We start from the raw sequence: 23,373 nt of genomic DNA, 5'->3' as shown, positions 1-23,373 counted from the left end.
ACGGAAGCGTCAGAAGAGCCCGATAATTGCGGCGACTAATTGCGGCGACCTACAGCCTGGACCGGCTCAGCCGGGTCGTTCCGCAGATCATGGCGGACCTCCACGACGCCGGCGTGATCATCTACACCGCCGACCGAGAACCGCAGCCCCTCGGCGACACGACCACGCTGCTCGATATCCAGATCGCCACGATCCACGCATCTTCCTCCCGGGTCAGGCGCATCAAGCACTGACCCGAGCGCGCCGGCCGCCCGGACGGATCGTGACTCCTTCCACGTCGAGCGCGCGCCGGACCGCCTGTTGACTCACCCCGAACCGCAAGCCGACCTCTATCAGCGTCGAACCACCCTCGTAGAGTTCGACCGCCTCAGTCACGTCGGACTCATCGAGGCCGCGCCTGCGGATCGGGATCGACCGGCGGACAAGATGGGCAGCCACTGTGCGGCGGTGAACACTGAACCGCTCGCCCAACTCAACGAGGGTCGCGCCTTCCCGATACAGGGCCACCAGCTCGTCGACCTGCGCCGGGCGCAGAAAGGTTTGAGCTATCCCAACTGCACGCACCATCCGACCCCGCGAGTCCACAACCGACGGCTCCAAAGGCCGCCAAGAACGCTTGTATACGCCACGCGACCTGCGGGACACCACCGTTTTCAATGCCGAGTAGGGGTTCTCAAACTCTCTACCGAGGTCCACCGTTCAGCCGTCCGTCGGCGTTTCCCCGCCCAGCAAAGGCTGTGCCTCTCTGACGAGCGGGGCCGTCATACCCCCTCCTGCCGCCTGAGCTCGTCGCGCTGACGCCCCGGGAGCTGATCGGCGACAAGGTCGTAGGAGTCCTGGACCAGGTCCTGCACCAGTCCTGCGGTGATGGACCGGCCAGGGCTGACGGACACCCAGTGATCCTTGTCGAAGTACCTCCCGCGCTGGATGCCCTCGTGGTCTCGGATCAGCGCGGCCCCGTGATCGGGGTCGGCCTTGACCGTGATGATCGGCTTGTCCGGGTCTTCGGTGACGATCAGGAAGACCCTGCCCGCGACCTTGATGACGAGCAGGTGCTTGGTGAACGGGTGTCCCTCGGTCACGCCGGGCAGTGCTCGGGCGACGTCCAGAGCGGTCTGCTGCAGCCGCTCCCCGTCGAGGCTCACCGGTCTCGGCCGAAGGTCGCGGGGTCCACGGGCCGCTGCCGCCGGGGCAGTCCCTCGACCACCAGCAGGTAGGACTCAGTGACCAGGTCCTCGACGAGGCCGGGCTCGATGGTGTCGCCCGGGTGCACCGTGATCCAGTGCTTCTTGTTCATGTGATAGCCCGGCGTGACGTCAGGGTGCGCCTCGCGCAGCGCCTTCCCGTCCTCGGGTGCGGCCTTGAGGATCACGATGGATTCTCCGGTGATCTCGGTCTGCAGCATGAACACCCTGCCGCGGACCTTCCACACCTCCCAGTCCTCGCCGAACGGGTGGGTGAGCTCCGAGCCGGGGAGCTCCTCGGTGCGCCGCGCGGCGAGCGCCGCCAGCTCTGCTTCCTGCATGTCTGCGCCTCCTACAGGTTCGCCTCGGGCCGGCTGTGGTGGAGGAGTGGTTCAGGCGGCGAGGCGCTTCTTGAGGCCCATCAGCAGCAGCACCAGCGACACGGTCAGCAGGATGTGACCCAGCCCGGAGATGCCCGAGATGGCAGGGCTGGACGCCGCGGCGCTGCCCAGCACCTGCAGCGTCCCCTTGATCGTCAGCATGGCAACCGTGACGACCAGCCCGGCGTGGTACGCCACGAGGAAGGGCTTCCACTGCGCGGTGCGGCTCAGCGCGAACGTCCGCTCGAGCACCAGCAGGATCAGCCCCAGCAGCGTCCCGAGGGCGAGCAGGTGCGTGTGCACGACGGACAGCTGCGTGCTGCCCAGGTAGTCGTGGGCCTTGGTGAGCTCGCGGTAGTACACGCCACCGATCAGCCCCAGCGCCGTGTAGGCGACCACGCCCCAGTAGATCGGCGTGAGGGTGCCCGGGGTCGGGGCGTCGGTGCGGGAGGTGGCGGCGTTCGTCATACGGCCCATCCTCCCCGACGGCACCGGCCACCCCCTCCATCAGAAGGTTGACCGGGCCGCTCCCCTGCCCGGGTTCCTCTGCGGGGAGCACCCCTGCGAGGGACCACCCCTGCGAGGGACCAGGCCGTATGACGCGACGGCGACCCCTCCACCAGGAGGGGCCGCCGCCGGGACGCTGGGGTCGCTCAGTCGCGACGCACGTCGTTGTCGCGGGGCTTGTCGGTGCCCGCGTTGTGGTCCATGGTCTGGCCGGCGCCGTCGTCCGTGCGGTCGAACGCGGTGGCGTCGGAGGGCGTCGTCGCGGCGAACTCCTCCTGGTCCTTGGCGTCCAGGATGACCGGCTCGGTGGAGACGGCGCTGAGCGGGTCGCCGGCCTCGTGGTCGGAGACGATGGCGTCGTCGGAGGTGGTGGTCGTGGTCGACGCGTAGCCCGTGGCAGCGCCGGCACCCGTGCCGATCGTCGAGGACGCCGGGGTGTAGGGGTCGGCCAGCGGCGTCGCCCACGGGTCGTCCTGCGGAGCGGTCTTCTTGTAGATCACGGCGGCCACGGCGGCGGCGGTCGCGAGCAGACCCAGGGTCACGAGCAGCTTGCCCTGCTTGCGCTCACGGGCGGCGAGCTCCTTCTTGAACTGGCGCTTCGACAGGTGGGTCTTGGGGTAGGAGTCGTCCTTGTCCTTGACCTTGTCGGCGACCTTCTTGGTGGCGAAGAGGCCGAGCGCGGTCTTGCCCGCGTCCTGCGCCTTGTCGCTGGTGGCGGCCTTGGCGGCAGTTCCGGCGGCGACCAGGCCGGGGAGGGCCTCGAGCAGGTCCTCGACCAGGCCGTTGCCCTTGTCGCCGGCCTTGTGCGCCTTGGCCTCGGCGGCCTCGGAGCCGTGGGAGACGGTGTCCTTGACCTTGTCGGCGGCGGCGAGCGCGCCCGTGGCGACGGCGCCGGCGGCCAGCTTGGGGGCCGTCAGGACGCTGTCCTTGACCTGGCCGACCTTCTCGCCCGCGGAGCTCGTGAAGGCGTGCGCCTTGGCGGCCGCGTCCTCCTGGGCCAGCTCCAGCCGGCTCTTCTTCTCGATCTTGTACTTGTTGCGGAACATGTGTGTCCTCCTGGAGATCGATTCGCGGGGCGTCGTGCGCCCATCTTGCCCGTGCGGGACAACGCGTGCACGTTTCCTTCGGTTCCTCCACCTACCCGGCCGAGCGGGGTCGTATGCCGCCAGTCTGTGGTGCCGTCACGACGCCTCCGCCATACGGGCTCGTCGTGCGAGGATGAGGCCCATGAACTGGACGCTGCACACCAACCACGGCGACATCTCGATCACCCTCTTCCCCGAGGCTGCCCCCACGACCGTGGGCAAGATCACGGGCCTGGCCAAGGAGGGCTACTACGACGGCCTGACCTTCCACCGCATCATCCCGGGCTTCATGATCCAGGGCGGCTGCCCGCAGGGCACCGGCACGGGCCAGCCCGACAAGCCGGGCTTCCCGTTCGACGACGAGATCTCCCCTGACAAGGACTTCACCAAGCCCTACATGCTCGCCATGGCCAACGCCGGCAAGCGCATGGGCCGCGGCACCAACGGCTCGCAGTTCTTCATCACGGTCGGCGCCACGACCTGGCTGCAGGGCAAGCACACGATCTTCGGCGAGGTCGCGGACCAGGCGTCGCGCGACGTCGTCGACAAGATCGCCGCCGTCCGCACCGGCGCCCAGGACAAGCCGGTCGAGCCCGTCGTCATCGAGAGCGTCACCGTCACCGACTGACCTCGACCCGCGCACTCTCCATCAGCGCACCCGAGCCCCGCGAGCACTCGCGGAACCCTCGCGCCCGACGGCCCGTTCCCTCTCAGGCAGCCACGTGCTGCCGACCGGGACGGGCCGTCGCGCTGTCCCGGACGACCTCCGCGCCTAGGCTCGGACCGACCACCCCCGCTCAGATCTCGACGAGGACGTGCCGATGAGCTCCTCCTACCCGCCGGTGAACCCGCCGATGCCGCCGACCCCCTCGGGGTCCTCGGGGCCCGGGGCCGGGCAGGCGCCGACCTGCCCGCGTCACCCCGACGTGGTGGCGTACGTCCGGTGCAGCCGGTGCGGCCGACCCGCCTGCCCGCAGTGCCAGCGCCAGGCGGCGGTCGGGATCCACTGCGTGGACTGCGTGCGCGAGAGTGCCCGCACCGCGCCGCGTGCGCGCAACCCGCTAGGAGGCTCGGCGTCGGCGCTGTCGATCGGCGGCGGCACCCCCGCGACCACGATCCTGGTGGCGCTGTGCGTGGTGGTCTACTTCCTGCAGATGATCGTGCCCGGCCTCGAGCAGTCCCTGTGGTTCGCGCCGTATGCCGGGCGCGACGAGCCGTGGCGGTTCGTGACGGCGGCGTTCCTGCACGGCGGGATCACCCACATCCTGTTCAACATGCTCGCGCTGTGGACCGTCGGCCAGCCGCTCGAGCGCGCGATGGGCGTCTCGCGGTTCGTAGCGTTGTTCCTGGTCAGCGCGATCGGCGGCTCGGTGGGCTACCTGCTGATCGCGCAGGCCACCGCGTCGCCCGGGCAGGTGCTGACCCAGTGGCAGACGAGCTGGTTCCAGCCGACGGTGGGGGCCTCCGGCGCGGTATTCGGGCTGTTCGCGGCCGAGCTGGTGCTCGCGCGCCGGCAGGGCCGTGACCTGCGGGCGATGCTGATCTTCCTCGGCCTCAACCTGGTCATCGGGTTCACGGTCCCCAACATCGCCTGGCAGGCGCACCTCGGCGGCTTCGTGACCGGCGCTGCGCTCGCGTCGGTGATGTGGGCGACCCGGTCGCGCGAGCGGCAGCGCTGGCAGTGGCCGGGCGTGGCCGCGGTGCTGGCGATCCTGGTCGCCCTGGCCGTCCTGAAGTACGCACTCTCCCCGCAGCTCACGGGCTACGTCGTCGGCGGCGCCTGACGGAGGTCCGCCTGGCGGCGGGGCGTCTGTCCACAGCCGGGATCGGCGATCCACAGACGTGGCGCTCTGTCCCCACGTCCTCCCCAGGGTTGTCCACCGGGTTGTCCACACTTCCTGTGGACAAGTCGCCCCGGAAGCGTCTTACACACGTGTAATTACCCACATGGTGGGGATAACCCTGTGGATAACTTCATTGGCCATCCACCGGCTTCGCCGAGAGGGGGCAAGTGGCTGCGTCAGGCGCCTCGGGATCGCCATACGCACCCTGGTGGCGAGGATGTCTCGGGCTGCAGGGTGAGACGGGTGAGGCGCCGCGAGCCGGGGCGGTCGCGTGGGCTGGTGGCGAGGATGTCTCGGGTTGCAGGGTGAGACGGGTGGGGTGACGCGAGCCGCGGTGGGCGCGTGGGCTGGTGGCGAGGATATCTCAGGTTGCAGGGTGAGACGGGTGAGGTGGCGCGAGCCGGGGCGGCAAGACGCGAGAACCTACCTCGGGTAGTCACATCGACCTGGCGTGCGAAGCCAGGCGAGTGTGACTACCTGAGGTAGGTCCGGGAGAGGGGTGCGTCAGCGCCAGCGGGTCGTCATCATGAAGCCGATCAGCATGAGGCCGAAGCCGATCCCGAGGTTCCAGTACTGGATGTTGGGGATGGGGAACTGCCCGGCGGTGAGGTAGAACGCGACCACCCACACCAGCCCGATCAGCATCAGCGTCACCATCACCGGCGCCCACCAGCGCGGGCTGGGGGTCTTGATGCCCGCGCCCTTCTCGGCGGGCGGGGTGTACGACGCCTTGGCACGGCGCTTGGACTCGGGCACGGCTCACTCCTCGTTGCGGGGCCCACCGGATACGGTAGGTCTCGGGGTCTGACGCACAGCCTAGCGAGGGGAGGACGGGCCATGGGTGACACCAGCGCTCGCCGCGCGCGCCTCGTGCGGCTCCTCTTCGGGGGGCGTCCCACCGCGTGGGGGCTGCTCGTGCCCGTCGTCCTCGTCCTTGCGGGTCTGCTGTTCGCGACCAGCGCCGTCACCTCCCGGGGCAGCTCGTTGCGGCCGTCCGACACCCGTGACCTCGCCGGCGTCATCGACGCGCAGGACGCCTCGCTCGAGGCCAAGCAGCGCACGGTCAGCGACCTGACCACTCAGGTCGAGACGCTCAGCACGCGCAACGCGCCGGCCGACTCCCGGCTGCGAGCGATGACCCAGCGGGCTGCGACCCTCGACCGGGCGGCGGGCATGCAGGGGGCCACCGGGCCTTCCCTGACGGTGACCATGACCGACTCGACGCGCTCGGTCGACAGCTTCGGCGGCGAGTTCACGGCCGACGACCTGGTCATCCACCAGCAGGACGTGCAGGCTGTGGTCAACGCGATGTGGCGCGGGGGCGCCGAGGCGATGATGATCCAGGACCAGCGGGTGATCTCGACGAGCGCGGTCCGCTGCGTCGGCAACACCTTGATCCTGCAGGGTCGCGTCTACTCTCCACCCTTCGTGATCAAGGCGATCGGTGACGTCGACGGCATGCGCCAGACCCTCGACCAGGACCCCACCGTGCAGATCATCCAGCAGTACGTCGCGGCCGTCGGCCTCGGCTATGACGTCTCCACCCAACCGTCGGCGACCTTCCCGGCCTATGACGGCTCTGCCGCGCTGCGGCATGCGACAGTAGTCGAGTGAAGGCTGTTCGGGCGATAACGGGGACTCTGGGTGAATTGCTGATCACCCTTGGTGTGCTGACCTTGCTCTTCGTGGGATGGCAGCTGTGGTGGACCGATGTCGCCGCCAACGCCGTCCAGTCCGACACCGTCGGATCGCTCAGCGAGGACTTCCAGCGCCCCGGAGCGGTCAGCCCGGCGATCGCCAAGCTCAAGGACGTGCCCCTCGGCGAGGCCTTCGCGATCGTGCGGATCCCGGCGCTGGGCCGCGGCTACGCCGTGCCCGTCGTCGAGGGCACCACCCGCGACGTGCTGCGCAAGGGCATCGGCCACTACGACGGCACCGCGATGCCCGGTCAGGTGGGGAACTTCGCCATCGCCGGCCACCGCATGACCTACGGCGGGCCCTTCCGCGACATCGAGCGGGTCCTCCCCGGCGACCGGGTCATCGTCGAGACCGCCGCCACCTACTACGTCTATCGGGTCGGCCCGCACACGCTCGTGCCCCCGTCGCACGTCGCTGCCATCGCGGCGATGCCCGAGCGTCCCGGCGTCCGCCCGGACAAGCCCTACATCACCCTCACCGCCTGCCATCCCAAGTACGCCGCCCAGCAGCGCTGGATCGTCCACGGCGAGCTGGAGCGCGCCATACCGCGCAGCCAGGGCCTGCCGGCCGGCTATCTGGACCTGGCGGGAGACCGCTGATGTATGCCGCACTGTGGCGCGCCCTCCCCGGCCCGACCTGGGTGCGGGTGATCCTGTGCCTGCTGCTCGTGGCGCTGGTGGTGTGGGTGTGCTTCCAGATGGTCTTCCCGTGGCTCGCGGACCTCATGCCGTTCAACGACCAGACGGTCGAGCCCTCCGGCTGACCCCCCGACTAGGGTTGGGGAGCCGGACCTCGTCCGCCGCACCCTCGCACCCCGCACCCTCTCGCGCCAAGGCAGACCCATGACCCGCATCCTCGTCGTCGACAACTACGACTCCTTCGTGTTCACCATCGTGGGCTACCTCCAGCAGCTCGGTGCGCAGTGCGAGGTCGTGCGCAACGACGCGGTGACGGCGGCCGAGGGCGCGGCATACGACGGGGTCCTGGTCTCCCCCGGCCCGGGCACGCCCGAGGAGGCCGGGGTCTCGATGGCGATGATCGAGGCGTGCGGCGAGCGCGAGCAGCCGATGCTGGGCGTGTGCCTCGGGCACCAGGCGCTCGGCGTGGTCACCGGCGGCACCGTCTCGCGGGCGCCCGAGCTGCTGCACGGCAAGACGTCCGAGGTGCTGCACGACGGGCAGGGTGTGCTGGCGGGGCTGCCGAGCCCGTTCACGGCGACGCGCTACCACTCGCTGACGATCGAGCCGGAGACGATCGGCGCCGACCTCGAGGTCACCGGCCGCACCGAGTCCGGCATCGTGATGGCCGTGCAGCACCGCAGGCTGCCGCTGCACGGCGTGCAGTTCCACCCCGAGAGCGTGCTCACCGTCGGCGGCCACCGCCTGCTCGCCAACTGGCTCGAGACGTGCGGCCTGGACGGCGCGGTCGCCGCGAGCGAGGGCCTCAGCCCGTTGATCCACCGCTGACCTCCGCCTCCGATCACGCAGCCGCAGCCTTCCACCCGGGGCCACGCACCGGGAGCCACGCCCTGCAGCCTCGCACCATTGGTCACCAATGACGTTGTGGAACGTTTATATCGGGGTCCCAGACGCCATTGGTGACCAATCGCGTCTGGAGGGGTGTGAGTGCGGCGCGGCTCGGCGCGGCTCAGGGCGTCGGCGGGGTGACCGGGCTCGTGGGCGGCGAGGTCGGCGGGGACGAGGTGGGTTGCGTGGACGGCGGCGTCGTCTGGGTGGGGCGCGGCCGAGGGGTGGTCGGCGCGGGAGCCGGAGCCGTCGTGGTCACCGTCACCGTGGGGACCGCGGCCGGCACGGCCACCGTCAGGGTGATCTTGGTGCCGGGGGGCTGCGAGCCCTCGCGGACGTCCTGGTCGAGCACGAGGTCGCGGGTGTCGCGGCTGGGCTCGTCCTTGCGCGCCACGCGGAAGCCGGCGTCCGTCAGCGTCTTGGCCGCCGACGTGTAGTCCTGCCCGACGACGTTGGGGACCCCCACCTTGCCGGTCGACACGAACAGTGCGACCTTGGTCCCGACGGGCACGGTCTGTCCGCTCGCCGGGTCGGTACGCACGACCTGCCCCGCGGGGATGGTCTTGTCGTCGATCTCGGTGACCGCCCCCGCCTCGAGGTTGTAGTTGGCGAGGCGTTGCTTCGCGGACCCCACGGTGTACTTGGTGACGTCGGGCACCGCGGTGTCGCTCGGGCCGGTCGAGACCTGCACGGCGACGGGGTAGGCGGGATCCTGCTGGGCGCCCGGCTGGGGGTTCTGCCCGACGACGATGCCCTTGGGCTTGTCGCTCTCCTTGGGCTGGAAGGACCCCTTGAGCTGGCTGGACTCGAGCAGCGAGCGCGCCGTGCCCTCGGTCTGGTCCATGAGGTTGGGGACCGTCTTGTACTGGATCGGGTCGGGCCGCGTCATCCAGTAGACGCCGAACCCCGCCAGCCCGATGAGCAGCAGCAGCGCGACGATCCACGCGATCCAGTTGCGGTCGCGCTCAGCACCGATCGCCGGATAGCTGGACGTGTGGTGCCCCTCGCGCGGAGGGGCGCCGGGGAGGTCGTCGCGGAGCACCGGCTCGGGTCGTGGGTCCTCATCAGGCCGTATGCCGCCCGCCGCGGCACCACCGGCCGCCCCACCTGCGGCGGATCCGCCTGGCGCCCCGGCCAGAGCGCCGCCAGCCAGTGCGCCGCCTGCGAGAGCGCCGCCTGCGAGAGCGCCACCTGCCAGTGCGCCGCCGGCAGCGCCCGCGGCCCCGCCGGCCAGAGCACCGCCCGCAGCCGCCGCTCCTGCACCGCCTCCGGCCGTCGCGGACGTCGCCCCGCCCGGGCGGCCCGCCAGCACGTCGGCCCGGTCGATGCTCTCGGTGGGGGCGAACAGGGCGGCGGCCGTCGCCTGCGCCGCCGGGCTGAGCGGGCGTCCCGCGCGCGCCGCCTCGAGGTCGTCACGGAACTCGTCGGCGGTCTGGTAGCGGCGGTCCCGGTCCTTGACCAGCGCGTGCATGATCACCGTGTCGAGCGTGCGGGGGATGCTGTGCTCGTGGCTGGACGGCAGCGAGGGATCCTCGCCGACGTGCTGGTAGGCGATGGCGAGCGGTGAGTCGCCGACGAACGGCGGCCGCCCCGTCACCAGCTCGAAGAGCAGGCACCCGGCCGAGTAGAGGTCGGAGCGGCCGTCGACGTCCTGGCCGCGGGCCTGCTCGGGCGAGAGGTATTGCGCGGTGCCGATGACGGCCTGGGTCTGGGTCATGGTGGCGGTCGACTCCCCGCCCCCGCGGGCGATCCCGAAGTCCATCACCTTGACGTCGCCGTCGTCGGTCAGCATGACGTTGCCGGGCTTGACGTCCCGGTGCACGATGCCGCGCTGGTGGGAGTAGCCGAGGGCGGACAGCACCCGCATGACGATGCGCATGGCCTCGTCGGCCGAGAAGGCGCCGCGGTCGTGCATGAGCTGGCTGAGGGTGTGCCCCTGGACCCGCTCCATGACGATGTAGGGGATGACCTCCTGCACGCCGACGCTGTTGGTGACGATGTCCTCGCCGGAGTCGAACACCGCGACGATGTGCGGGTGGTTGAGGCTAGCGGCGGCCTGCGCCTCGCGGCGGAAGCGTCCCTGGAAGGTCCGGTCGCCGAGCCGGCCCGCGTGGAGCATCTTGATGGCGACCCGGCGGCCGAGGCGGACGTCGTGCGCCTCGTGGACGGTGGCCATGCCGCCGCGGCCGATCTCCTCGCCGAGCTCGTAGCGGCCGCCGATCAGCCTGCTCACTTGCGGATCACCGCCTCCATGACCTGCTTGGCGATGGGGGCGGCGACCTTGTTGCCACCCGTCTCGCGTCCGGCGGACCCACCATCCTCGACGACGACGGCGACCGCCACCTGGGGCTGGTCGGCGGCGGCGTTCAGCGGCGCGATGGAGGTGAACCACGCGTGCGGGGCCTTGTCGTTGCCCTGCTGGGCCGTGCCGGTCTTGCCGCCGACCTCGACGCCCGAGATGCGGGCGTTGGAGCCGGTGCCGTCCTCGACGACGCCGCGCATCATCTGGGCGATCTGGTCGGCGACCTCGGAGGACACGGCCTTGGACAGCTGCTCGGGCTTGGTCTCGTCGAGGACGCTGAGGTTGTCGCCGCGCACGGAGGCGATGAGGTGGGGCTTCATGACGACGCCCTTGTTGGCGATGGCGGCGCTGACCATGGCGACCTGCAGCGGCGTGACCCGCACGTCGTACTGCCCGATCGCGGCCTGGGCGGACTGGGCCTTGTCCATGCCGGCCGGCACCTTGCTCGGCGTGACCCGCTGGGGGACGCGCAGCTCGTCGCCGAAGCCGAACTTCGACGCCTGCTCGACCAGCGCGTCACCGCCCAGCTTGATCCCGATGCCGCCGAACGCCGAGTTGCACGACGTCTCGAGCGCCTGCTGGAGCGTGATCTGGTCGGAGCCGGTGCACAGGCCGTTCTGCCAGTTGGTGAGCGGCACGGACGACAGCGGGAGCTTGAGCTGCGCGGGCGCCGGGATGCGGGCCTTGCCGTCATACTGCCCGGAGGTCAGGGCCGCGGCCGTGGTCACGAGCTTGAAGACCGAGCCGGGGGGATAGAGGTCGCCGCCGATGGCGCGGTTGACGAGAGGCTTGGAGCGGTCGGCGTTGAGGGACTTCCAGGCGTCGGTGACGGCGGAGAAGCGGTGGCTCGACAGCTCGGCGGGGTCGTAGGTCGGGTGGCTGACCATGGCGAGGATCGCGCCGGTGCGCGGGTCGAGGGCGACGACGGCGCCGCGCTGGTCGCCGAGGGCCTTCTCGGCCGCCTGCTGCACCTCGGGGCGGATCGTCAGCTCGACTGAGGCCCCGGCGGGCTGGCGTCCGCTGACCAGGTCGCTGATCCGGCGGTAGAAGAGCTTGTCGGAGCTGCCGGACAGCAGCTCGTCCTCGGCGCCCTCGATGCCGCCGCCCGCGCCGTAGGTGAACGAGTAGTAGCCCGTGACGTGGCTGTAGAGCCGCCCGGAGGGATAGGTGCGCTCCCACCTGAGCTCGTCGTCGGTGGCGACGGACTTGGCGATGGGGGTGCCCCCGACCAGGATCTGGCCGCGCTCGCGGTCGTACGACGCGAGCACGCTGCGGCGGTTGTCGCTGCGGTCGCCGAGGGCCTTGGCCTGGAAGAACATGATCGAGGTCGACGAGATCAGCAGGCTGCAGAACATGATGGCGGCCACGATCGCAAGCCGGCGGATGGGCGGGTTCACCGGGTCTTCACCACCTGGGTCGCCTCGTCGGAGCCGAGCGGCTGGTCGGGGTCGTCGCCGTCGTCGATCGGGCGCCGGGCCTGGTCGCTGATGCGCAGGAGCAGCGCGATGATGCTCCAGTTGGCGATCAGGCTAGACCCTCCGGCGGACAGGAACGGCGTGGTCAGACCGGTCAGCGGGATGACGCGGGTGAGGCCCCCGACGATGACGAAGACCTGCAGCGCCATCCCGAACGCCAGGCCCGCCGCGAGCAGCTTGCCGAAGCCGTCACGCACGCCGATCGCGGTGCGCAGGCCACGCTCGACGAGGATGGCGTATAGCGCGAGGATCGCGAACAGCCCGAACAGGCCGAGCTCCTCCGCGAGGCTCGCGACGATGTAGTCGGACTTGGCGAACGGTGTGATCTCGGGGTGGCCCTGGCCGAGACCGGTGCCGAGGAGCCCGCCGGACGCCATACCCATGATGCCCATCCCCACCTGCGACAGCCCCTTGTAGAAGGGGTCCATCCACAGGTCGACGCGGGTCTGCACGTGGCTGAACAGCAGCCACGCGACGTAGGCGCCGCCGCAGAACATCGTCAGGCCTAGCGCGATCCAGGACACGCGCTCGGTCGCGACGTAGAGCATGGCGACGAACAGGCCGAAGAACAGCAGGGAGGACCCGAGGTCCTTCTCGAAGACGAGGATGCACAGGCTGAACGCCCACGCCACGAGGATCGGCCCGAGGTCGCGGGCGCGCGGCAGCGGGAAGCCGAGCACCCGCCGGCCGACGAGCGAGAGCACGTCCCGCGTCTGGACGAGGTAGCCGGCGAAGAAGATCGCGAGGACGATCTTGGCGATCTCGCCGGGCTGCAGGCCGAACGGCCCGATGCGGATCCAGATGCGGGAGCCGTACTGCGCGTCGCCGATCACGGGCAGCAGCGGCAGGAGCAGCAGGATCACGCCCGCGGCCATGAAGGTGTAGGTGTAGCGCCGCAGCCGGCGATGGTCGCGCAGCCACAGCAGCAGCGCGATCGCCGCCACCACCGACACGGCGCTCCACAGCAGCTGGCGCGGTGCGAGGACGCCCTCCTGGGTGCCCTCGAGGTCGATGCGGTGGATCATCACCAGCCCGAGCCCGTTGAGCAGCAGCGCGATCGGCAGGAGCAGCGGGTCGGCATAGCTCGCCCGCCAGCGCAGCGCGAGGTGGAAGGCGACGCCGATCCCGAGCAGGCCGGCACCGTTGGTCACCATGTCGGTGGGCAGGCGGCCCTGGGTCTGCAGGCCGACGTTGGCATAGGCGAGCATCACGAGCGCGACGGCGAGCAGGGTGAGCAGCAGCTCGACGTTGCGACCGGTCCGAGGGCGGTATGACGAGACGGTGGTCACGGGGTCACCGCCGTGCTGGAGGCGCTGGTCGCCGCAGGCGGCGAGGCTGGGGTCGTGGCCGGCGTCGCGGCAGGCGTCGTGGTGGTGGTCACGGAGGGGCTCGCGCCGCCGGACGGCGTCGGCGCGGCACCCGGCCCACCGCACGGTCGGCCCTGGGCCTTGGCGGACGCGCAGGCCGTGGCCTGGACGCGCAGGTCGGCGACGACCGCGCGGGCGGCCCCGAGGCTGCCGGCCGCGACGCCGTCGGTGACCCGCGTGCGATAGAAGTCGGGCAGGTCGGCGACGGGGATGTCGGTGCGCTCGGTCGTGCTGGACAGCGAGACCGGGCCGACCGTCTGGTCCAGGCCCCGATAGATGGTGACGCGGTCGTCCTGGGTGCCCACGTAGTACTGCTGCTGGGTCCAGCGCCAGCCGGCGTAGGCGAGGCCGGCGAGCACGACCAGGGTCAGGACGACGGCGGCGACGACCTTGGCGAGGCGGGACCATCGCGACACGCCGCCCTCCTCGGCCAGGGTGACCTGCGGCTCGGCGGTGGCGCCGCTCGCGGAGCGCGTCAGGGCGGCGGCGCGGGCGGCGGGGGTGTCGGGGATGGCGCGGGGCATCTGCCGCGCGGCGGCGGCACCCACGACCTGCGGGCGCGTGGACGGGCCCTCGCCGTCGGACAGGCGGACGACGTCGGCGACGATCGCGGTGATGTTGTCCTGACCTCCGGAGCGCAGGGCGAGGTCGACGAGCCGGTCGGCGGCGCGGCCGGGGTCGGGCACGGTGGCGAGGATCTCGGCGATGGTGTCGTGCGCGACGAACCCGCTCACCCCGTCCGAGCAGACGAGGTAGCGGTCGCCGTGGCGCAGCTCGCGCCAGGACACGTCCGGCTCGTCGCCCGGCTGCCCGGTCAGCACGCGGGTCACCATCGACCGCTGCGGGTGGTGCTCGGCCTCGTCGGCCGAGATGCGCCCGTCGTCGACCAGCGTCTGGATATAGGTGTGGTCGTGGGTGAGCTGGGTCAGCTCCTCACCGCGCAGCAGGTAGGCCCGCGAGTCGCCGATGTGCGCCAGCGCCAGCTTGTTGTCGGTGCGCAGCAGCGCCGTGACGGTCGTCCCCATGCCGTGCAGCTCGGGCTGCTCCTGCGCGACGTCGTGCAGCTCGGCGTTGGCGCTCGCGATGGCGTCCTCGAGGTGCTGCAGGGCCCGCGACCCGTGGGTGTCGTCGTCCAGGTGCACCATGGCGCCGATCGCCGTGGAGCTCGCCACGTCACCGCCCGCGTGGCCCCCCATGCCGTCGGCCACGGCGAGCAGGTGGGGCCCGGCATACCCGCTGTCCTGGTTGCTGTCCCGGACCAGGCCGACGTGGGATCGTGCGGCATAGCGCACGGCCATGGGCATGGGCTACTTCCTCAGCTCGAGGACGGTGCGGCCGATCCGCAGCTGGCTGCCGACCCCGACCGGCGTGATGTCGGTGAGCCGCTCCTCGCCGAGATAGGTGCCGTTGGTGGAGCGCAGGTCCTCGACCTTCCACCCCTGGTCATCGCGGTAGACGCGGCAGTGGCGCCCGCTCGCGAAGTCGTCGTCGAGGATCAGCGCGCACTCCGGGTTGCGGCCGACGAGCACGCCGGACTCCTTGAGGTTGATCGTCGTGCCGCGCAGGCCGCCCTCGGTGACCACGATGCGCGTCGGCTCGTTGGAGCGACGTCGTGGCGCGACCGCCGGGCGTCGTCCCGCGCGTGGGGAGACGCGCGTGCCGTAGAGGTCGCGGCGCAGCACCCCCGCCAGGCTGAACACGAAGAACCAGAGCCCGGCGAGCAGGCCCAGCCGGATGATCGTGAGGGTCAGCTCGCTCATGACCGGGTCACCCCCGGCCCAGGCGGAAGGTGAAGGACGTGCGCCCCACCGTCACGCGGTCGCCGTCGGCCAGGCGCTGGCTCGTGATGCGGTGGCCCTCGACGAAGGTGCCGTTGGTGCTGCCGAGGTCGCGGATCGAGCCGACCAGGTGCGGACCGTCGTTGGTGATGCGGACCTCGGCGTGCTGCCGCGAGATGCCCGGGTCGTCGAGCACGATGTCGGCCACGCCGTCCCGCCCGATGACCGTGATCGCCCCCAGCAGCGGGTAGCGGTCGCCGTCGATGTCCAGCCACGGCCGACGGGTCGGGTCCGGGCGGCGCGGCTCGGGCGCGGGTCGGGCGGGCTGCTGCGGGCGAGTGGCCTGCAGATCGTCGTAGCCGTCAGCGGCGTAGGGGTCGGCGCGCTCGAGGGGGCGGTAGGTGCTCGCTGTGGCCGCGGCTCCCGCTCCTGCTGCCGCGCCGCCCAGGCCTTGGCCGACGCCGCCGGAGACGCCCCCGGGGATGGCGGCCGAGCCCGGGCCGTATGCCGGCGCCCCGCCGTCTCGCGGGTCGGCGTCCTCGCGGCGGCGGTCGGCATACCCGCTCTCGTCAGGACCGGGGGCGGGTCGGCGCATGGGCCGCCGCTCGGCCGAGACGGCCCACGGGTCCTTGGCGCTCGCCGGGCGCAGCTTGAAGACGCCGGTCTCGAGCTCGGCGTCCTCGCTGAGGATCACCCGCAGCGGCCCCGCCGGGCGGTAGCGCTGGCTGTCGGCGTGGTCCTCGGCGGCGGCGACGAGCTCGTCCGTCAGGCCGTCGGAGTACTGGCTGAGCTGGTCGTAGTCGCTCGGGCTGAGCGCGATCGTGTAGAGGTTGGGCACGATCGTGCGCCCCTGGCCCACCACCGCCGCCTTGTCGTCCATCGCCGTGCGGATCGCGCTCGCGATCTCCACCGGTTGCACGCTCGACTTGAACGCCTTGGCGAAGGCGCCGTTGACCATGGACGAGAGCTTGCTCTCGAGATTGTCGAACAGTCCCACCGGCGCTCCTCCCTCTGCGACCTACGGCGACACACGGACTCGTCTGGCATCGTAACGGCGGCGTCTGTCCGGCCGGTGGAGGCTGCCCTGGCGCGGGTTCTCGGTTTGGTGACTGGCGCGGGCATAGGGCAAGATGGGGCGTCGCACGTGGTCCCCGGATCGCGCGCAGCCACGGGCAAGTGGCGGAATGGCAGACGCGCTGGCTTCAGGTGCCAGTGTCCGCAAGGACGTGGGGGTTCAAGTCCCCCCTTGCCCACCAGATCGGCCCCCGGATCTCGCCGTCCGGGGGCCGTTGTCGTATGCCGTGCCCCCCGCGTCGCCCCACACCAAACCCCGCCCCCCGCGCGCATCGCCCCCACCCCGCCGACTGGTCAGTTCTGGACGGCGCCTCCCCGACATCGCGGAAACCTGGGCACCGTCCGGCGTGCTCAGGTTTCCGCGATCGGGGTGCTCAGGTTTCCACCCAGACGTGGCGTGCTTTCTGTCCACAGCTCGTGGGGGCTGCACGGCTTTCCTCGCCGTCATCCACAGGGCCGCCACGGGTGCGGACACTGCGCTCCGAGACGCGCGAGGGTGGCGGCGTGCACACGGCCACCGAGATCCCCGAGGAGGTGCGCCCTGGCCAGGCGGCGGCGCGGGGTCGTGACCTGGGCCGAGCTGGCTAGCGGACAAGGCGGTAGCCGACGCCTGGCTCGGTCAGCACGTGCACCGGCCTGCCTGGGTCGGGTTCGAGCTTGCGGCGGATCTGGCTGGCATAGACGCGCAGGTAGTTGGACTCCCGCCCGTAGGACGAGCCCCACGCCGCCTGCGACCGCCCGGTCGTCGAAGCGCACCGTCGGCATCGACACCGAGACGGCTGCGGCGGCATGACCGGCGTCGTCGGCGACGGCGAGCCCGAGGGCGATGGCTCGTCGTGCGTGCGAGCTCGGCATACGAGCGTCCCTGGGCTCCTCCGGTCCGGCGAGACGGTATGACGACCCGCCCGGAGCAGGCCCTGCCGCCGTCAGCTCGCGACGGTGAAGCGCTCGCCGCGGTGGGCGGGGCGCTCGAGCTCGTCGACGAGGGCCACCGCGAAGTCCTCGGCGCTGACCTGGTCGCCGGCGGGCACGTCGAGCTCGACGGTGTAGCGCCCGGTCCGCTCGCCGGGCGCGATGACCGGCGCGGGGGCGAGCATCGTCCAGTCCAGCCCCTCGGCCGCGCGATAGAGGTCGAGCACGGCGGCGAAGGTGTCGGACTCGGGCTTGTACTCCGCGGGGAAGCCCGGGGTGTTGCGCAGCTGGGTGTCCCCGACCTGAAGCGCACCGGCTCCGCCGACGACGAGGAGGCGACCCTCGGGACGTGCCTCGATGAGCGCGCGGTGCGCGGCGAGGGTCGGCTCGTGGCTGCCTCCGTCTCGCGCCGGGGGCACCGCGATGACGGTCGCGTCGCTGGCGGCCATCTGGGCGATGACGACGTCGGTGTCGGACAGGTCGATGGTCAGGGCCTCGGCCCCGTCGACGGGAGTGCCGCGGCGCGATCCGGCGGCGACCTCGTGGCCGCGGGAGAGTGCCTCCGCGACGACGCGCTGACCGACCATGCCGGTGGCCCCGATGACGGTGATCTTCATGTCTGCCTCCTGTGATGATGTGCTGCCTGGACCAACGATAGTATGGATGGGTAACCAAGTACCTCAAGGTAACCATCACCCCCAGGAGCAGATTCGTCGTGGACCCCCAGCCCCGCTTCGACGTCCTCGACCCCGGATGCCCCTCGCGCAGCGTGCTCCGCCACCTCACCGACCGGTGGACGCCACTCGTCGTGGGGGTGCTGGCGAAGGGGCCGGCGCGGTTCGGCGAGATCCGTGATCAGGTGGGTGGCGTGACCGCCAAGGTGCTGACCCAGACGCTGCGCTCGATGGAGCGGGACGGCCTCGTGAGCCGCCGCGCCCAGTCCACGATGCCGCCGCGGGTGGACTACGAGCTGACCGCGCTCGGGCTGACGCTCGTCGAGCCGCTGGACGCGCTGCGGGGCTGGGCGGAGCAGCATGCGGGCGAGGTGCTGGAGGCGCGATCGTCCTACGACCTGGGGCCTGCGCCGGCGCTTGACGGCGGCTGACCGCCGATCAGGACAGGACCCAGCCGTCGGGGGTCTCGCGGATGACCCGGTCCGCGCGCGACCGGGTCGCCCGGATCAGCTCGGCGTTGACCTCGTCGACCTCGTCCACCCAGGCCCGTGCCGCTGCGGCCGCCTTGCCAAAGGCCGTATGCCGGGCGACCAGCCGCTCGCGGCGCACCGCGTCGTCGAGCTCGACCCACCACACCTCGTCGCACGCGGCGCGCGCCTGCTCCCACCCCGGCAGCAGGAGGTAGTTGCCCTCCGAGACGACGACGCGCGCCGCCGCCTGCACGACCAGGGCCGCTGCGAGGGGCTGCTCCAGCTCGCGCTCGAAGCCGGGCACGTAGACGTCCTCGTCGGCAGTGCTGACCCGGGCGAGGGTGGCGGCGTACCCGTCCCGGTCGAAGGTCTCGGGCGCTCCCTTGCGCTCGCGCAGGCCCAGCCGGTCGAGCTGCGCGTCGGCGAGGTGGAAGCCGTCCATCGGCAGGTGCGCCGCGAAGCCCTCGCCGTGCCGGGCGCGCAGCGCGTCCAGGAGGGCCAGCGCCAGCGTGGTCTTGCCGGCGCCGGGCGCCCCCGTGATTCCGAGGACGAGTCGCCGGCCCCCGTCCGGGCCGCGCTCGCCCGAGCCGGGCCCGCCAAGCCCCTCGACGAGCGTCTCGACGAGCTGCGAGAGGGTGGCGGTCGTCATACGGGACCACCCGGGTGAGCGGTCGAGTCCGGCCGCCCCCCAACCCGGCTCACCAGATCTCGAACGACCCGCGGAACACCCGGGCGGCGTCGTCCTCGGTCACCTCCTTGGGGCAGGCGCTGAGCAGGCGCTGCTGCTTCATGGTGCCGGTGACCAGGTCGTCAACATCCGCGTCGCTATAGCCGACGGCGCCGAGCCCGTTGGGCAGCGCGATGTCGCGCATCAGGCGGGACAGCACGGTCGGCAGCAGGTCGGCCGGGTCGTCGGTCATCGGGGCGTCCGGGTCGAGCATCCGGGCGGCCTCGACGTGCCGGTCCGGGTTGGTGTCGAAGGTGAACCGGAAGGCTTCCGGCGCCGTCAGCGACACCGACATGCCGTGCGGCACCATCGGCTCGTCCCCCGCGTAGTCGTCGGGGTGGAAGTCCTTGACCTGCCCCGCGATCGGGTAGGCATTGGCGTGCGGCAGGTGCACCCCGGCGTTGCCGAAGCCCATCCCCGCGAAGGTCGCTGCGAGCGCCATGTCATAGCGCGCGTCCTCGTCGTCGCCGTGGTGCACCGCCTGGCGGAAGGCGTGCGAGAGCAGCTGCAGCGCGCGGCTGCACCACATGTCCGAGACCGGGTTGGCGCCGCAGTACGGCACGCGCTGCTCGGGCTGCTTGCGGGGGTAGGCGGCATACGGCTTGGCGGTCCAGCTCTCGAGCGCGTGGCACAGGATGTCCATGCCGGCGCTCGCGGTGACCCCCGCGGGCTGGGTCAGGGTCAGCCGCGGGTCCACGACGGCGAGGGTGGGGCGCAGCCGCGCGTGGCTGATGCCCGTCTTGACCTTTTGCGCGAGCACGTCGAGCACGCAGATGGTGGTGCTCTCGGCACCCGTGCCGGTGGTGGTGGGGACGGCCACGAGCGGCTTGAGCGGGTTGACGGGGTCGCGGCCCTCGCCGACGGGCACGTTGACGTAGTCCATGAGCTCGCCGGGGTTGGTCATCAGCAGGTTGATGGCCTTGGCGGTGTCGATGCTCGACCCACCGCCGACCGCGACGTAGGCGTCGTAGGGGCCCTGCGCGCGGGCGTTGTCGATGGCCTCCTGCAGGCTCGCATCGGTCGGCTCCACGTGCACCTGGTCAAAGACGTCGGCCCGTATGTCGAACCGGGCCATCTGCTCGGCAACGCGCTGCGGGGTGCCGGTGGCGGCGATGCCGGGGTCGGTGACGACGAGGACGCGCTTGGCGCCCGTGAGGGACAGGTCGTAGCCGATCTCCTCCGACGCGCCGAGCCCGAACTTGAGCTGGGGGGCGCCATACGTGAAGACGGTCTCCTGGTGCGCGTGCTCGCTCACTTGATCGCCACCGGGTTGACGGGGGTGCCCGCGGCCTTGGCGACCTTGAGCGGCGCGGCGACGTAGAAGAAGGTGAACTGGCCGTCCTCGGCGCAGTCCGCGGCGAGCTCCTCGAGGTCGCAGATCTCGGTGAGGGCGACGCCGAGGTTGCGCATGAGCGCGCAGTGAAGCGGGAGCGCGACGCCCGAGCCCGGGTCGTAGGTGACCTCGTTGGCGATGGTGTCGGTCGCGAGGTTGGGGATCTCCATGTCCTGGAACCACCGGGCGAGCTCGAGCGAGTAGGTCAGGCCCGGCTCGCAGAAGTCGTCGTAGAAGGCGTCACCCTTGTCGAAGAAGTGCTTGAGGTAGTTGGTGCGCACCACGAGGATGTCGTGCTTCTCGATCGGGGTGCCCTGCGCCTCCGCGCACGCGACGAGGTCCTCGTGGGTGAACGTCTCGGCCGGGTCCAGGGCCTCCTTGCCGCGCCACCGCGCGATGTCGAGCAGGATGCCGCGGCCGGCCACGCCCCGCTCCGCGATCGGCATGATCGACGCCTTGTCGAGCCCGCCGACGGTGGTGTCGGCGTCGTAGCCGTTCCAGATCTTGCCGTCGTACCAGAGGTGGCCGAGGGCGTCATACTGCGTCGATCCCTGCAGGAAGGCGTCGAGCTTGTCATCGGCGTAGTGCAGGCCGCCGGGGTACTCGGGGCCGCCCGCGCCGTCGTACCAGTTGGACTCGTCGAGGATCTGGGTGCGCACCGCGGGGGTGCGGCCGGGCCAGACCGGGTCGCCCTTGGGGTCGCCGATCATGCGCTGCAGCGTGAAGACGCGGCCGGTCCTGACGCTGCCGATCCCGCGCATCACCTCGCCCGGGGTGAGGTAGTTGAGGGCGCCGACCTCGTCGTCGGGACCCCACTTGCCCCAGTTGCTGGGGGCGTCCTTGAGCAGCTCGTTCATCGAGGGTGCATCGGTCATCGTCGTCCTCCTGCACTGAGGGGTGGGGCGCCTCGTCGCGGCCCTACGCACCAGTAGACCCCGTCGGCCCGGACACCGCTACTCCGGGATCAGGGCGTATGCCGGGGCCCGCCGCGCGACCCCGTGACGTGCTGGCGCCGTGGGGCAGCGCGTGGGCTAGCGTCCGGGCTAGTCACTTCGGGCCATCTTTCAGGTCATCGAGGCACCTGGCGCGCACGAGGGTGGACCCGTCACGCAGGATGAACCCGTCGTGACCTCGCGATGACACCGACCACCCGAAGGGCCCACCCCGCATGTCCGCTGCCTCTGTCTCTGTTTCCGCCTCTGCCTTGCTGGCTGCGGCCCTGGCCGTCTCTGTCGTCCCCGCCTCCGCTGCCTCCGCCGCACCGGCCGCTCCGGCAGCCGCGCCGCCCCCGCCGCCGCTGCAGCTGGCGAGGTTCCAGGCCGACGCGGGTGGCACCAAGGTCAAGGACGACAAGAAGAACGTCAACGGGGAGTACCTCCAGGTGCGCAACACCTCCGCGAAGGCGATCAACGTCACCGGCTACTGGTTCCGTGACACCCACGGGAACCGGTTCGTCTTCCCGCGGGGGTCGGTGATCGGGGCGCGCACGACGGTCACGGTCTACACCGTAGGTGACGCGTGGCTGCCACTGGCCTGCTGGGCCTCGCCGCCAGTCGATGACCAGTCCAGGGTGCGGCTCAGCAGATTCGTTGGTGGGCGCCACCCAGCAGTGACGCCGAGCTCTCAGGCGTGGGGGCGGCGGTGGCGCGGCGGTGCTGTCGTTCACGGGACGATCGCGCAGGGGTGTCCCTGGGCGGCCCGGAGGCGGGGAGGCGGTAGGCATGACGTGGGCATCATGCCGGGAGGGTGTGACAGTCCGCCCTCGTCCTCGACCGCGGGACGCTTCGGGCCCGCGGTCGGTGGCTGTCGGTCCGCCACCGCCCTCGGCCGCGGGGCGCCCGTCGGTGAGATCTCGTTGGGGTGGGCTGCCGGGACGGGGCGGTAGCACTGCCCACCCCGGCGGAGGTCAGGCGACTCGGCCGGGGGTGGCGGCGCGGTAGGCCTGGAGGATGGAGACCGGGACGCGGCCGGCGGCCGGGACCGCGATCCCCTGTCGCCGCGCCCAGGTGCGAGCGGCGGCGTCCTCGGTGGCAGGGCGGGCGCTGGCGCGGCGTCTGGAAGGGCCCCCCTGCAGCCTGCGCAGCTCAGACTCGAGCTCGGCGATCCGTCTGGTGCGGGCCTTGGCTTCCTTGCGGGCCTCCAGGTCGCGGGCCAGGTCCTGCAGCTGGTCGTGCAGCTGGGTGGCCTTGCGCATCAGCTTGGGGGCGCCGCTGGCCAGCGCCTCGGCCAGGATGGCAGATGCGTCCTGGCATACGTTGCGGGGGGTGGAGGTCACGGCTGGCTCCTTCTGGAGGGGGCGGGTGGGGGTGATCCGACGGGCATGGGTGCGGCGGGCCTGGTCACGGAGTGGTGCTCGAGCGCAGTTGCTGCAGGGTGCGGGTCGCTACCTGGAGCTGGCCGTGGGTCAGGCCTCCCGCCCCCAGTGCCTTGTGCGCTGCGGTGTTGAGCGTCTCGATGGCCTCGGCCAGGCGCTCTGGGTCGGCGTCGCGGTGCCCGCAGAGGTGGTTCAGGACGGTGGCGATGGCCGAGGCGTCGCGGATGGGGATGGGCATGAGTGCTCCTGTGTTGGTGGGCGGTTAGTGGTCGTAGGCGTGAGGGGTGGGGTCGTGGGAGCCGACATCGCCGTAGTCGCTGTCGTCCAGGTCCCAGACCTGCATCCCCTGTCGGGCGAGCTCGACGACGGTGTCATGACCGCACCCTCGGCATCGGTAGGCGAGCAGTCGGCGCGCAGGGTGAGCGCCTTCGGCTGCGGTCGTCCCCGTGCAGGTCAGCCGGGGCTGGTTGGTGCGGCACGTCGCGCACCGGATCTGGTCGTGGGTTCCGCGGCCGCAGATGAACGTCTGCGGCTCCTCTCGCCATGGCTCCCAGGCGACCTTGCGGCCGTCCCACCGTGGTGGGAGGTCGTGTGCCGTGCCGCGGCCGGGCAGAGGTACCAGCAGGGGCAGCATCGCGTCGCCGGGGCCGGCTCCCTGCGGGCCGGTCGGAGCGCTCGTGCGACGACCGGTCACGGCGCGACCTGCGGCTCGCGCAGGAGGGG

The 23,373-nt window shown here is 71.5% G+C and carries 28 protein-coding genes and 1 tRNA gene; 10 read left to right on the top strand and 19 right to left on the bottom strand.

Features of this window, described 5'->3' with window-relative positions; translation table 11 throughout:
• Positions 1–26: 26 nt before the first annotated feature.
• Positions 27–233, top strand: coding sequence for a hypothetical protein (locus tag B2P18_RS01860; protein WP_029212951.1), 207 nt, complete (start codon positions 27–29; stop codon positions 231–233).
• Here the strand turns inward: B2P18_RS01860 and B2P18_RS01855 are convergent.
• The 5 genes from B2P18_RS01855 to B2P18_RS01835 all read right to left on the bottom strand — a co-directional run bounded on the left by B2P18_RS01855 (position 223) and on the right by B2P18_RS01835 (position 3,117).
• Positions 223–567, bottom strand: a complete 345-nt coding sequence (locus B2P18_RS01855) for a hypothetical protein (RefSeq protein WP_175558328.1) — start codon at positions 565–567, stop codon at positions 223–225. The genes B2P18_RS01860 and B2P18_RS01855 overlap by 11 nt on opposite strands.
• A gap of 194 nt (positions 568–761) precedes the next feature.
• The gene (locus tag B2P18_RS01850) at positions 762–1,145 is read right to left on the bottom strand and encodes an MmcQ/YjbR family DNA-binding protein (protein ID WP_239262065.1); all 384 of its coding nucleotides are present in this window, start codon (positions 1,143–1,145) and stop codon (positions 762–764) included.
• Positions 1,142–1,525, bottom strand: coding sequence for an MmcQ/YjbR family DNA-binding protein (locus B2P18_RS01845; RefSeq protein WP_019285962.1), 384 nt, complete (start codon positions 1,523–1,525; stop codon positions 1,142–1,144). The genes B2P18_RS01850 and B2P18_RS01845 overlap by 4 nt, the downstream gene beginning before the upstream one ends.
• 51 nt (positions 1,526–1,576) lie before the next feature.
• Positions 1,577–2,032 carry a DUF2871 family protein gene (locus B2P18_RS01840; RefSeq protein ID WP_286955628.1) on the bottom strand — a complete coding sequence of 152 codons (456 nt, stop codon included), beginning with the start codon at positions 2,030–2,032 and terminating at the stop codon, positions 1,577–1,579.
• Between the two features lie 185 nt (positions 2,033–2,217).
• Positions 2,218–3,117: a hypothetical protein gene (locus B2P18_RS01835; RefSeq protein ID WP_286955627.1), complete on the bottom strand. Its 900-nt coding sequence runs from the start codon at positions 3,115–3,117 to the stop codon at positions 2,218–2,220.
• Positions 3,118–3,298: 181 nt separating this feature from the next.
• Here B2P18_RS01835 and B2P18_RS01830 point away from each other — a divergent pair, with 181 nt between their 5' ends.
• Both B2P18_RS01830 and B2P18_RS01825 read left to right on the top strand, forming a co-directional pair.
• On the top strand, positions 3,299–3,784 hold the full coding sequence (locus tag B2P18_RS01830) for a peptidylprolyl isomerase (protein WP_029210861.1): 486 nt from the start codon (positions 3,299–3,301) through the stop codon (positions 3,782–3,784).
• 193 nt (positions 3,785–3,977) lie between these two features.
• Complete coding sequence (locus B2P18_RS01825; protein WP_286955626.1) at positions 3,978–4,940, top strand: rhomboid family intramembrane serine protease; 963 nt, start codon at positions 3,978–3,980, stop codon at positions 4,938–4,940.
• A 564-nt stretch (positions 4,941–5,504) separates the two neighbouring features.
• On the opposite strand, the gene B2P18_RS01820 is transcribed toward B2P18_RS01825, so the two are convergent.
• Positions 5,505–5,756 carry a cell division protein CrgA gene (locus B2P18_RS01820; protein ID WP_019285958.1) on the bottom strand — a complete coding sequence of 84 codons (252 nt, stop codon included), beginning with the start codon at positions 5,754–5,756 and terminating at the stop codon, positions 5,505–5,507.
• An 81-nt stretch (positions 5,757–5,837) separates the two neighbouring features.
• Here B2P18_RS01820 and B2P18_RS01815 point away from each other — a divergent pair, with 81 nt between their 5' ends.
• From B2P18_RS01815 to B2P18_RS01800, 4 genes are all read left to right on the top strand, one after another.
• Positions 5,838–6,614 carry a DUF881 domain-containing protein gene (locus B2P18_RS01815; RefSeq protein WP_286955625.1) on the top strand — a complete coding sequence of 259 codons (777 nt, stop codon included), beginning with the start codon at positions 5,838–5,840 and terminating at the stop codon, positions 6,612–6,614.
• On the top strand, positions 6,611–7,297 hold the full coding sequence (locus tag B2P18_RS01810; RefSeq protein WP_286955624.1) for a class E sortase: 687 nt from the start codon (positions 6,611–6,613) through the stop codon (positions 7,295–7,297). The genes B2P18_RS01815 and B2P18_RS01810 overlap by 4 nt, the downstream gene beginning before the upstream one ends.
• Complete coding sequence (locus B2P18_RS01805) at positions 7,297–7,461, top strand: hypothetical protein (protein ID WP_239262079.1); 165 nt, start codon at positions 7,297–7,299, stop codon at positions 7,459–7,461. The genes B2P18_RS01810 and B2P18_RS01805 overlap by 1 nt, the downstream gene beginning before the upstream one ends.
• Positions 7,462–7,540: 79 nt before the next feature.
• Entirely contained in the window at positions 7,541–8,164 is a 624-nt protein-coding gene (locus tag B2P18_RS01800; RefSeq protein ID WP_239262082.1) for an aminodeoxychorismate/anthranilate synthase component II, read from the top strand.
• Positions 8,165–8,345: 181 nt separating this feature from the next.
• Here the strand turns inward: B2P18_RS01800 and B2P18_RS01795 are convergent, their stop codons facing one another.
• From B2P18_RS01795 to B2P18_RS01770, 6 genes are read right to left on the bottom strand one after another with little or no spacing between them, the layout of a single operon-like run.
• Positions 8,346–10,457 (bottom strand): protein kinase domain-containing protein, encoded by a 2,112-nt coding sequence (locus tag B2P18_RS01795; protein WP_286955623.1) that lies wholly within the window; start codon positions 10,455–10,457, stop codon positions 8,346–8,348.
• Positions 10,454–11,923 (bottom strand): peptidoglycan D,D-transpeptidase FtsI family protein, encoded by a 1,470-nt coding sequence (locus B2P18_RS01790; protein ID WP_019285951.1) that lies wholly within the window; start codon positions 11,921–11,923, stop codon positions 10,454–10,456. Before B2P18_RS01790 ends, B2P18_RS01795 begins: the two co-directional genes overlap by 4 nt.
• Entirely contained in the window at positions 11,920–13,290 is a 1,371-nt protein-coding gene (locus tag B2P18_RS01785) for an FtsW/RodA/SpoVE family cell cycle protein (RefSeq protein ID WP_029210868.1), read from the bottom strand. The genes B2P18_RS01790 and B2P18_RS01785 overlap by 4 nt, the downstream gene beginning before the upstream one ends.
• Positions 13,287–14,672: a Stp1/IreP family PP2C-type Ser/Thr phosphatase gene (locus B2P18_RS01780; RefSeq protein WP_286955622.1), complete on the bottom strand. Its 1,386-nt coding sequence runs from the start codon at positions 14,670–14,672 to the stop codon at positions 13,287–13,289. The genes B2P18_RS01785 and B2P18_RS01780 overlap by 4 nt, the downstream gene beginning before the upstream one ends.
• A gap of 3 nt (positions 14,673–14,675) precedes the next feature.
• The gene (locus B2P18_RS01775) at positions 14,676–15,128 is read right to left on the bottom strand and encodes an FHA domain-containing protein FhaB/FipA (RefSeq protein WP_286955621.1); all 453 of its coding nucleotides are present in this window, start codon (positions 15,126–15,128) and stop codon (positions 14,676–14,678) included.
• Between the two features lie 7 nt (positions 15,129–15,135).
• Complete coding sequence (locus B2P18_RS01770) at positions 15,136–16,143, bottom strand: FhaA domain-containing protein (RefSeq protein ID WP_286955620.1); 1,008 nt, start codon at positions 16,141–16,143, stop codon at positions 15,136–15,138.
• A gap of 173 nt (positions 16,144–16,316) precedes the next feature.
• Between B2P18_RS01770 and B2P18_RS01765 the strand changes: the two genes are divergently transcribed.
• Positions 16,317–16,402: transfer RNA gene (locus B2P18_RS01765), tRNA-Leu, on the top strand.
• A gap of 402 nt (positions 16,403–16,804) precedes the next feature.
• On the opposite strand, the gene B2P18_RS01760 is transcribed toward B2P18_RS01765, so the two are convergent.
• Together B2P18_RS01760 and B2P18_RS01755 are read right to left on the bottom strand one after the other, a co-directional pair.
• Positions 16,805–17,011, bottom strand: coding sequence for a winged helix-turn-helix domain-containing protein (locus B2P18_RS01760; protein ID WP_376783753.1), 207 nt, complete (start codon positions 17,009–17,011; stop codon positions 16,805–16,807).
• A 135-nt stretch (positions 17,012–17,146) separates the two neighbouring features.
• The gene (locus B2P18_RS01755) at positions 17,147–17,749 is read right to left on the bottom strand and encodes an NAD(P)-dependent oxidoreductase (protein ID WP_286955619.1); all 603 of its coding nucleotides are present in this window, start codon (positions 17,747–17,749) and stop codon (positions 17,147–17,149) included.
• 98 nt (positions 17,750–17,847) lie between these two features.
• Here B2P18_RS01755 and B2P18_RS01750 point away from each other — a divergent pair, with 98 nt between their 5' ends.
• The gene (locus B2P18_RS01750) at positions 17,848–18,237 is read left to right on the top strand and encodes a winged helix-turn-helix transcriptional regulator (RefSeq protein WP_286955618.1); all 390 of its coding nucleotides are present in this window, start codon (positions 17,848–17,850) and stop codon (positions 18,235–18,237) included.
• Positions 18,238–18,244: 7 nt separating this feature from the next.
• Here the strand turns inward: B2P18_RS01750 and B2P18_RS01745 are convergent, their stop codons facing one another.
• Genes B2P18_RS01745 through B2P18_RS01735 form a run of 3 tightly spaced genes read right to left on the bottom strand, consistent with a single transcriptional unit; the run spans position 18,245 to position 21,211 of the window.
• Complete coding sequence (locus B2P18_RS01745; RefSeq protein ID WP_286955617.1) at positions 18,245–18,925, bottom strand: nucleoside/nucleotide kinase family protein; 681 nt, start codon at positions 18,923–18,925, stop codon at positions 18,245–18,247.
• A gap of 49 nt (positions 18,926–18,974) precedes the next feature.
• The gene (locus B2P18_RS01740; RefSeq protein WP_286955616.1) at positions 18,975–20,258 is read right to left on the bottom strand and encodes a hydroxyacid-oxoacid transhydrogenase; all 1,284 of its coding nucleotides are present in this window, start codon (positions 20,256–20,258) and stop codon (positions 18,975–18,977) included.
• On the bottom strand, positions 20,255–21,211 hold the full coding sequence (locus B2P18_RS01735; protein WP_286955615.1) for a cyclase family protein: 957 nt from the start codon (positions 21,209–21,211) through the stop codon (positions 20,255–20,257). Before B2P18_RS01735 ends, B2P18_RS01740 begins: the two co-directional genes overlap by 4 nt.
• Positions 21,212–21,504: 293 nt before the next feature.
• Here B2P18_RS01735 and B2P18_RS18830 point away from each other — a divergent pair, with 293 nt between their 5' ends.
• Complete coding sequence (locus tag B2P18_RS18830) at positions 21,505–22,221, top strand: lamin tail domain-containing protein (RefSeq protein ID WP_414630882.1); 717 nt, start codon at positions 21,505–21,507, stop codon at positions 22,219–22,221.
• Between the two features lie 21 nt (positions 22,222–22,242).
• Here the strand turns inward: B2P18_RS18830 and B2P18_RS01730 are convergent, their stop codons facing one another.
• Complete coding sequence (locus B2P18_RS01730; RefSeq protein ID WP_019285917.1) at positions 22,243–22,611, bottom strand: Lsr2 family DNA-binding protein; 369 nt, start codon at positions 22,609–22,611, stop codon at positions 22,243–22,245.
• Between the two features lie 64 nt (positions 22,612–22,675).
• Entirely contained in the window at positions 22,676–22,888 is a 213-nt protein-coding gene (locus B2P18_RS01725; RefSeq protein WP_019285916.1) for a hypothetical protein, read from the bottom strand.
• Between the last annotated feature and the right edge of the window lie 485 nt (positions 22,889–23,373).

It is taken from the genome of Arsenicicoccus sp. UBA2120, from assembly GCF_002330965.1.
In the GTDB taxonomy this organism is placed as follows: Bacteria; Actinomycetota; Actinomycetes; order Actinomycetales; family Dermatophilaceae; genus Arsenicicoccus; species Arsenicicoccus bolidensis.
The sequence above is the reverse complement of the archived record's forward strand: the minus strand, read 5'-3'. Positions and strand labels throughout refer to the sequence as shown.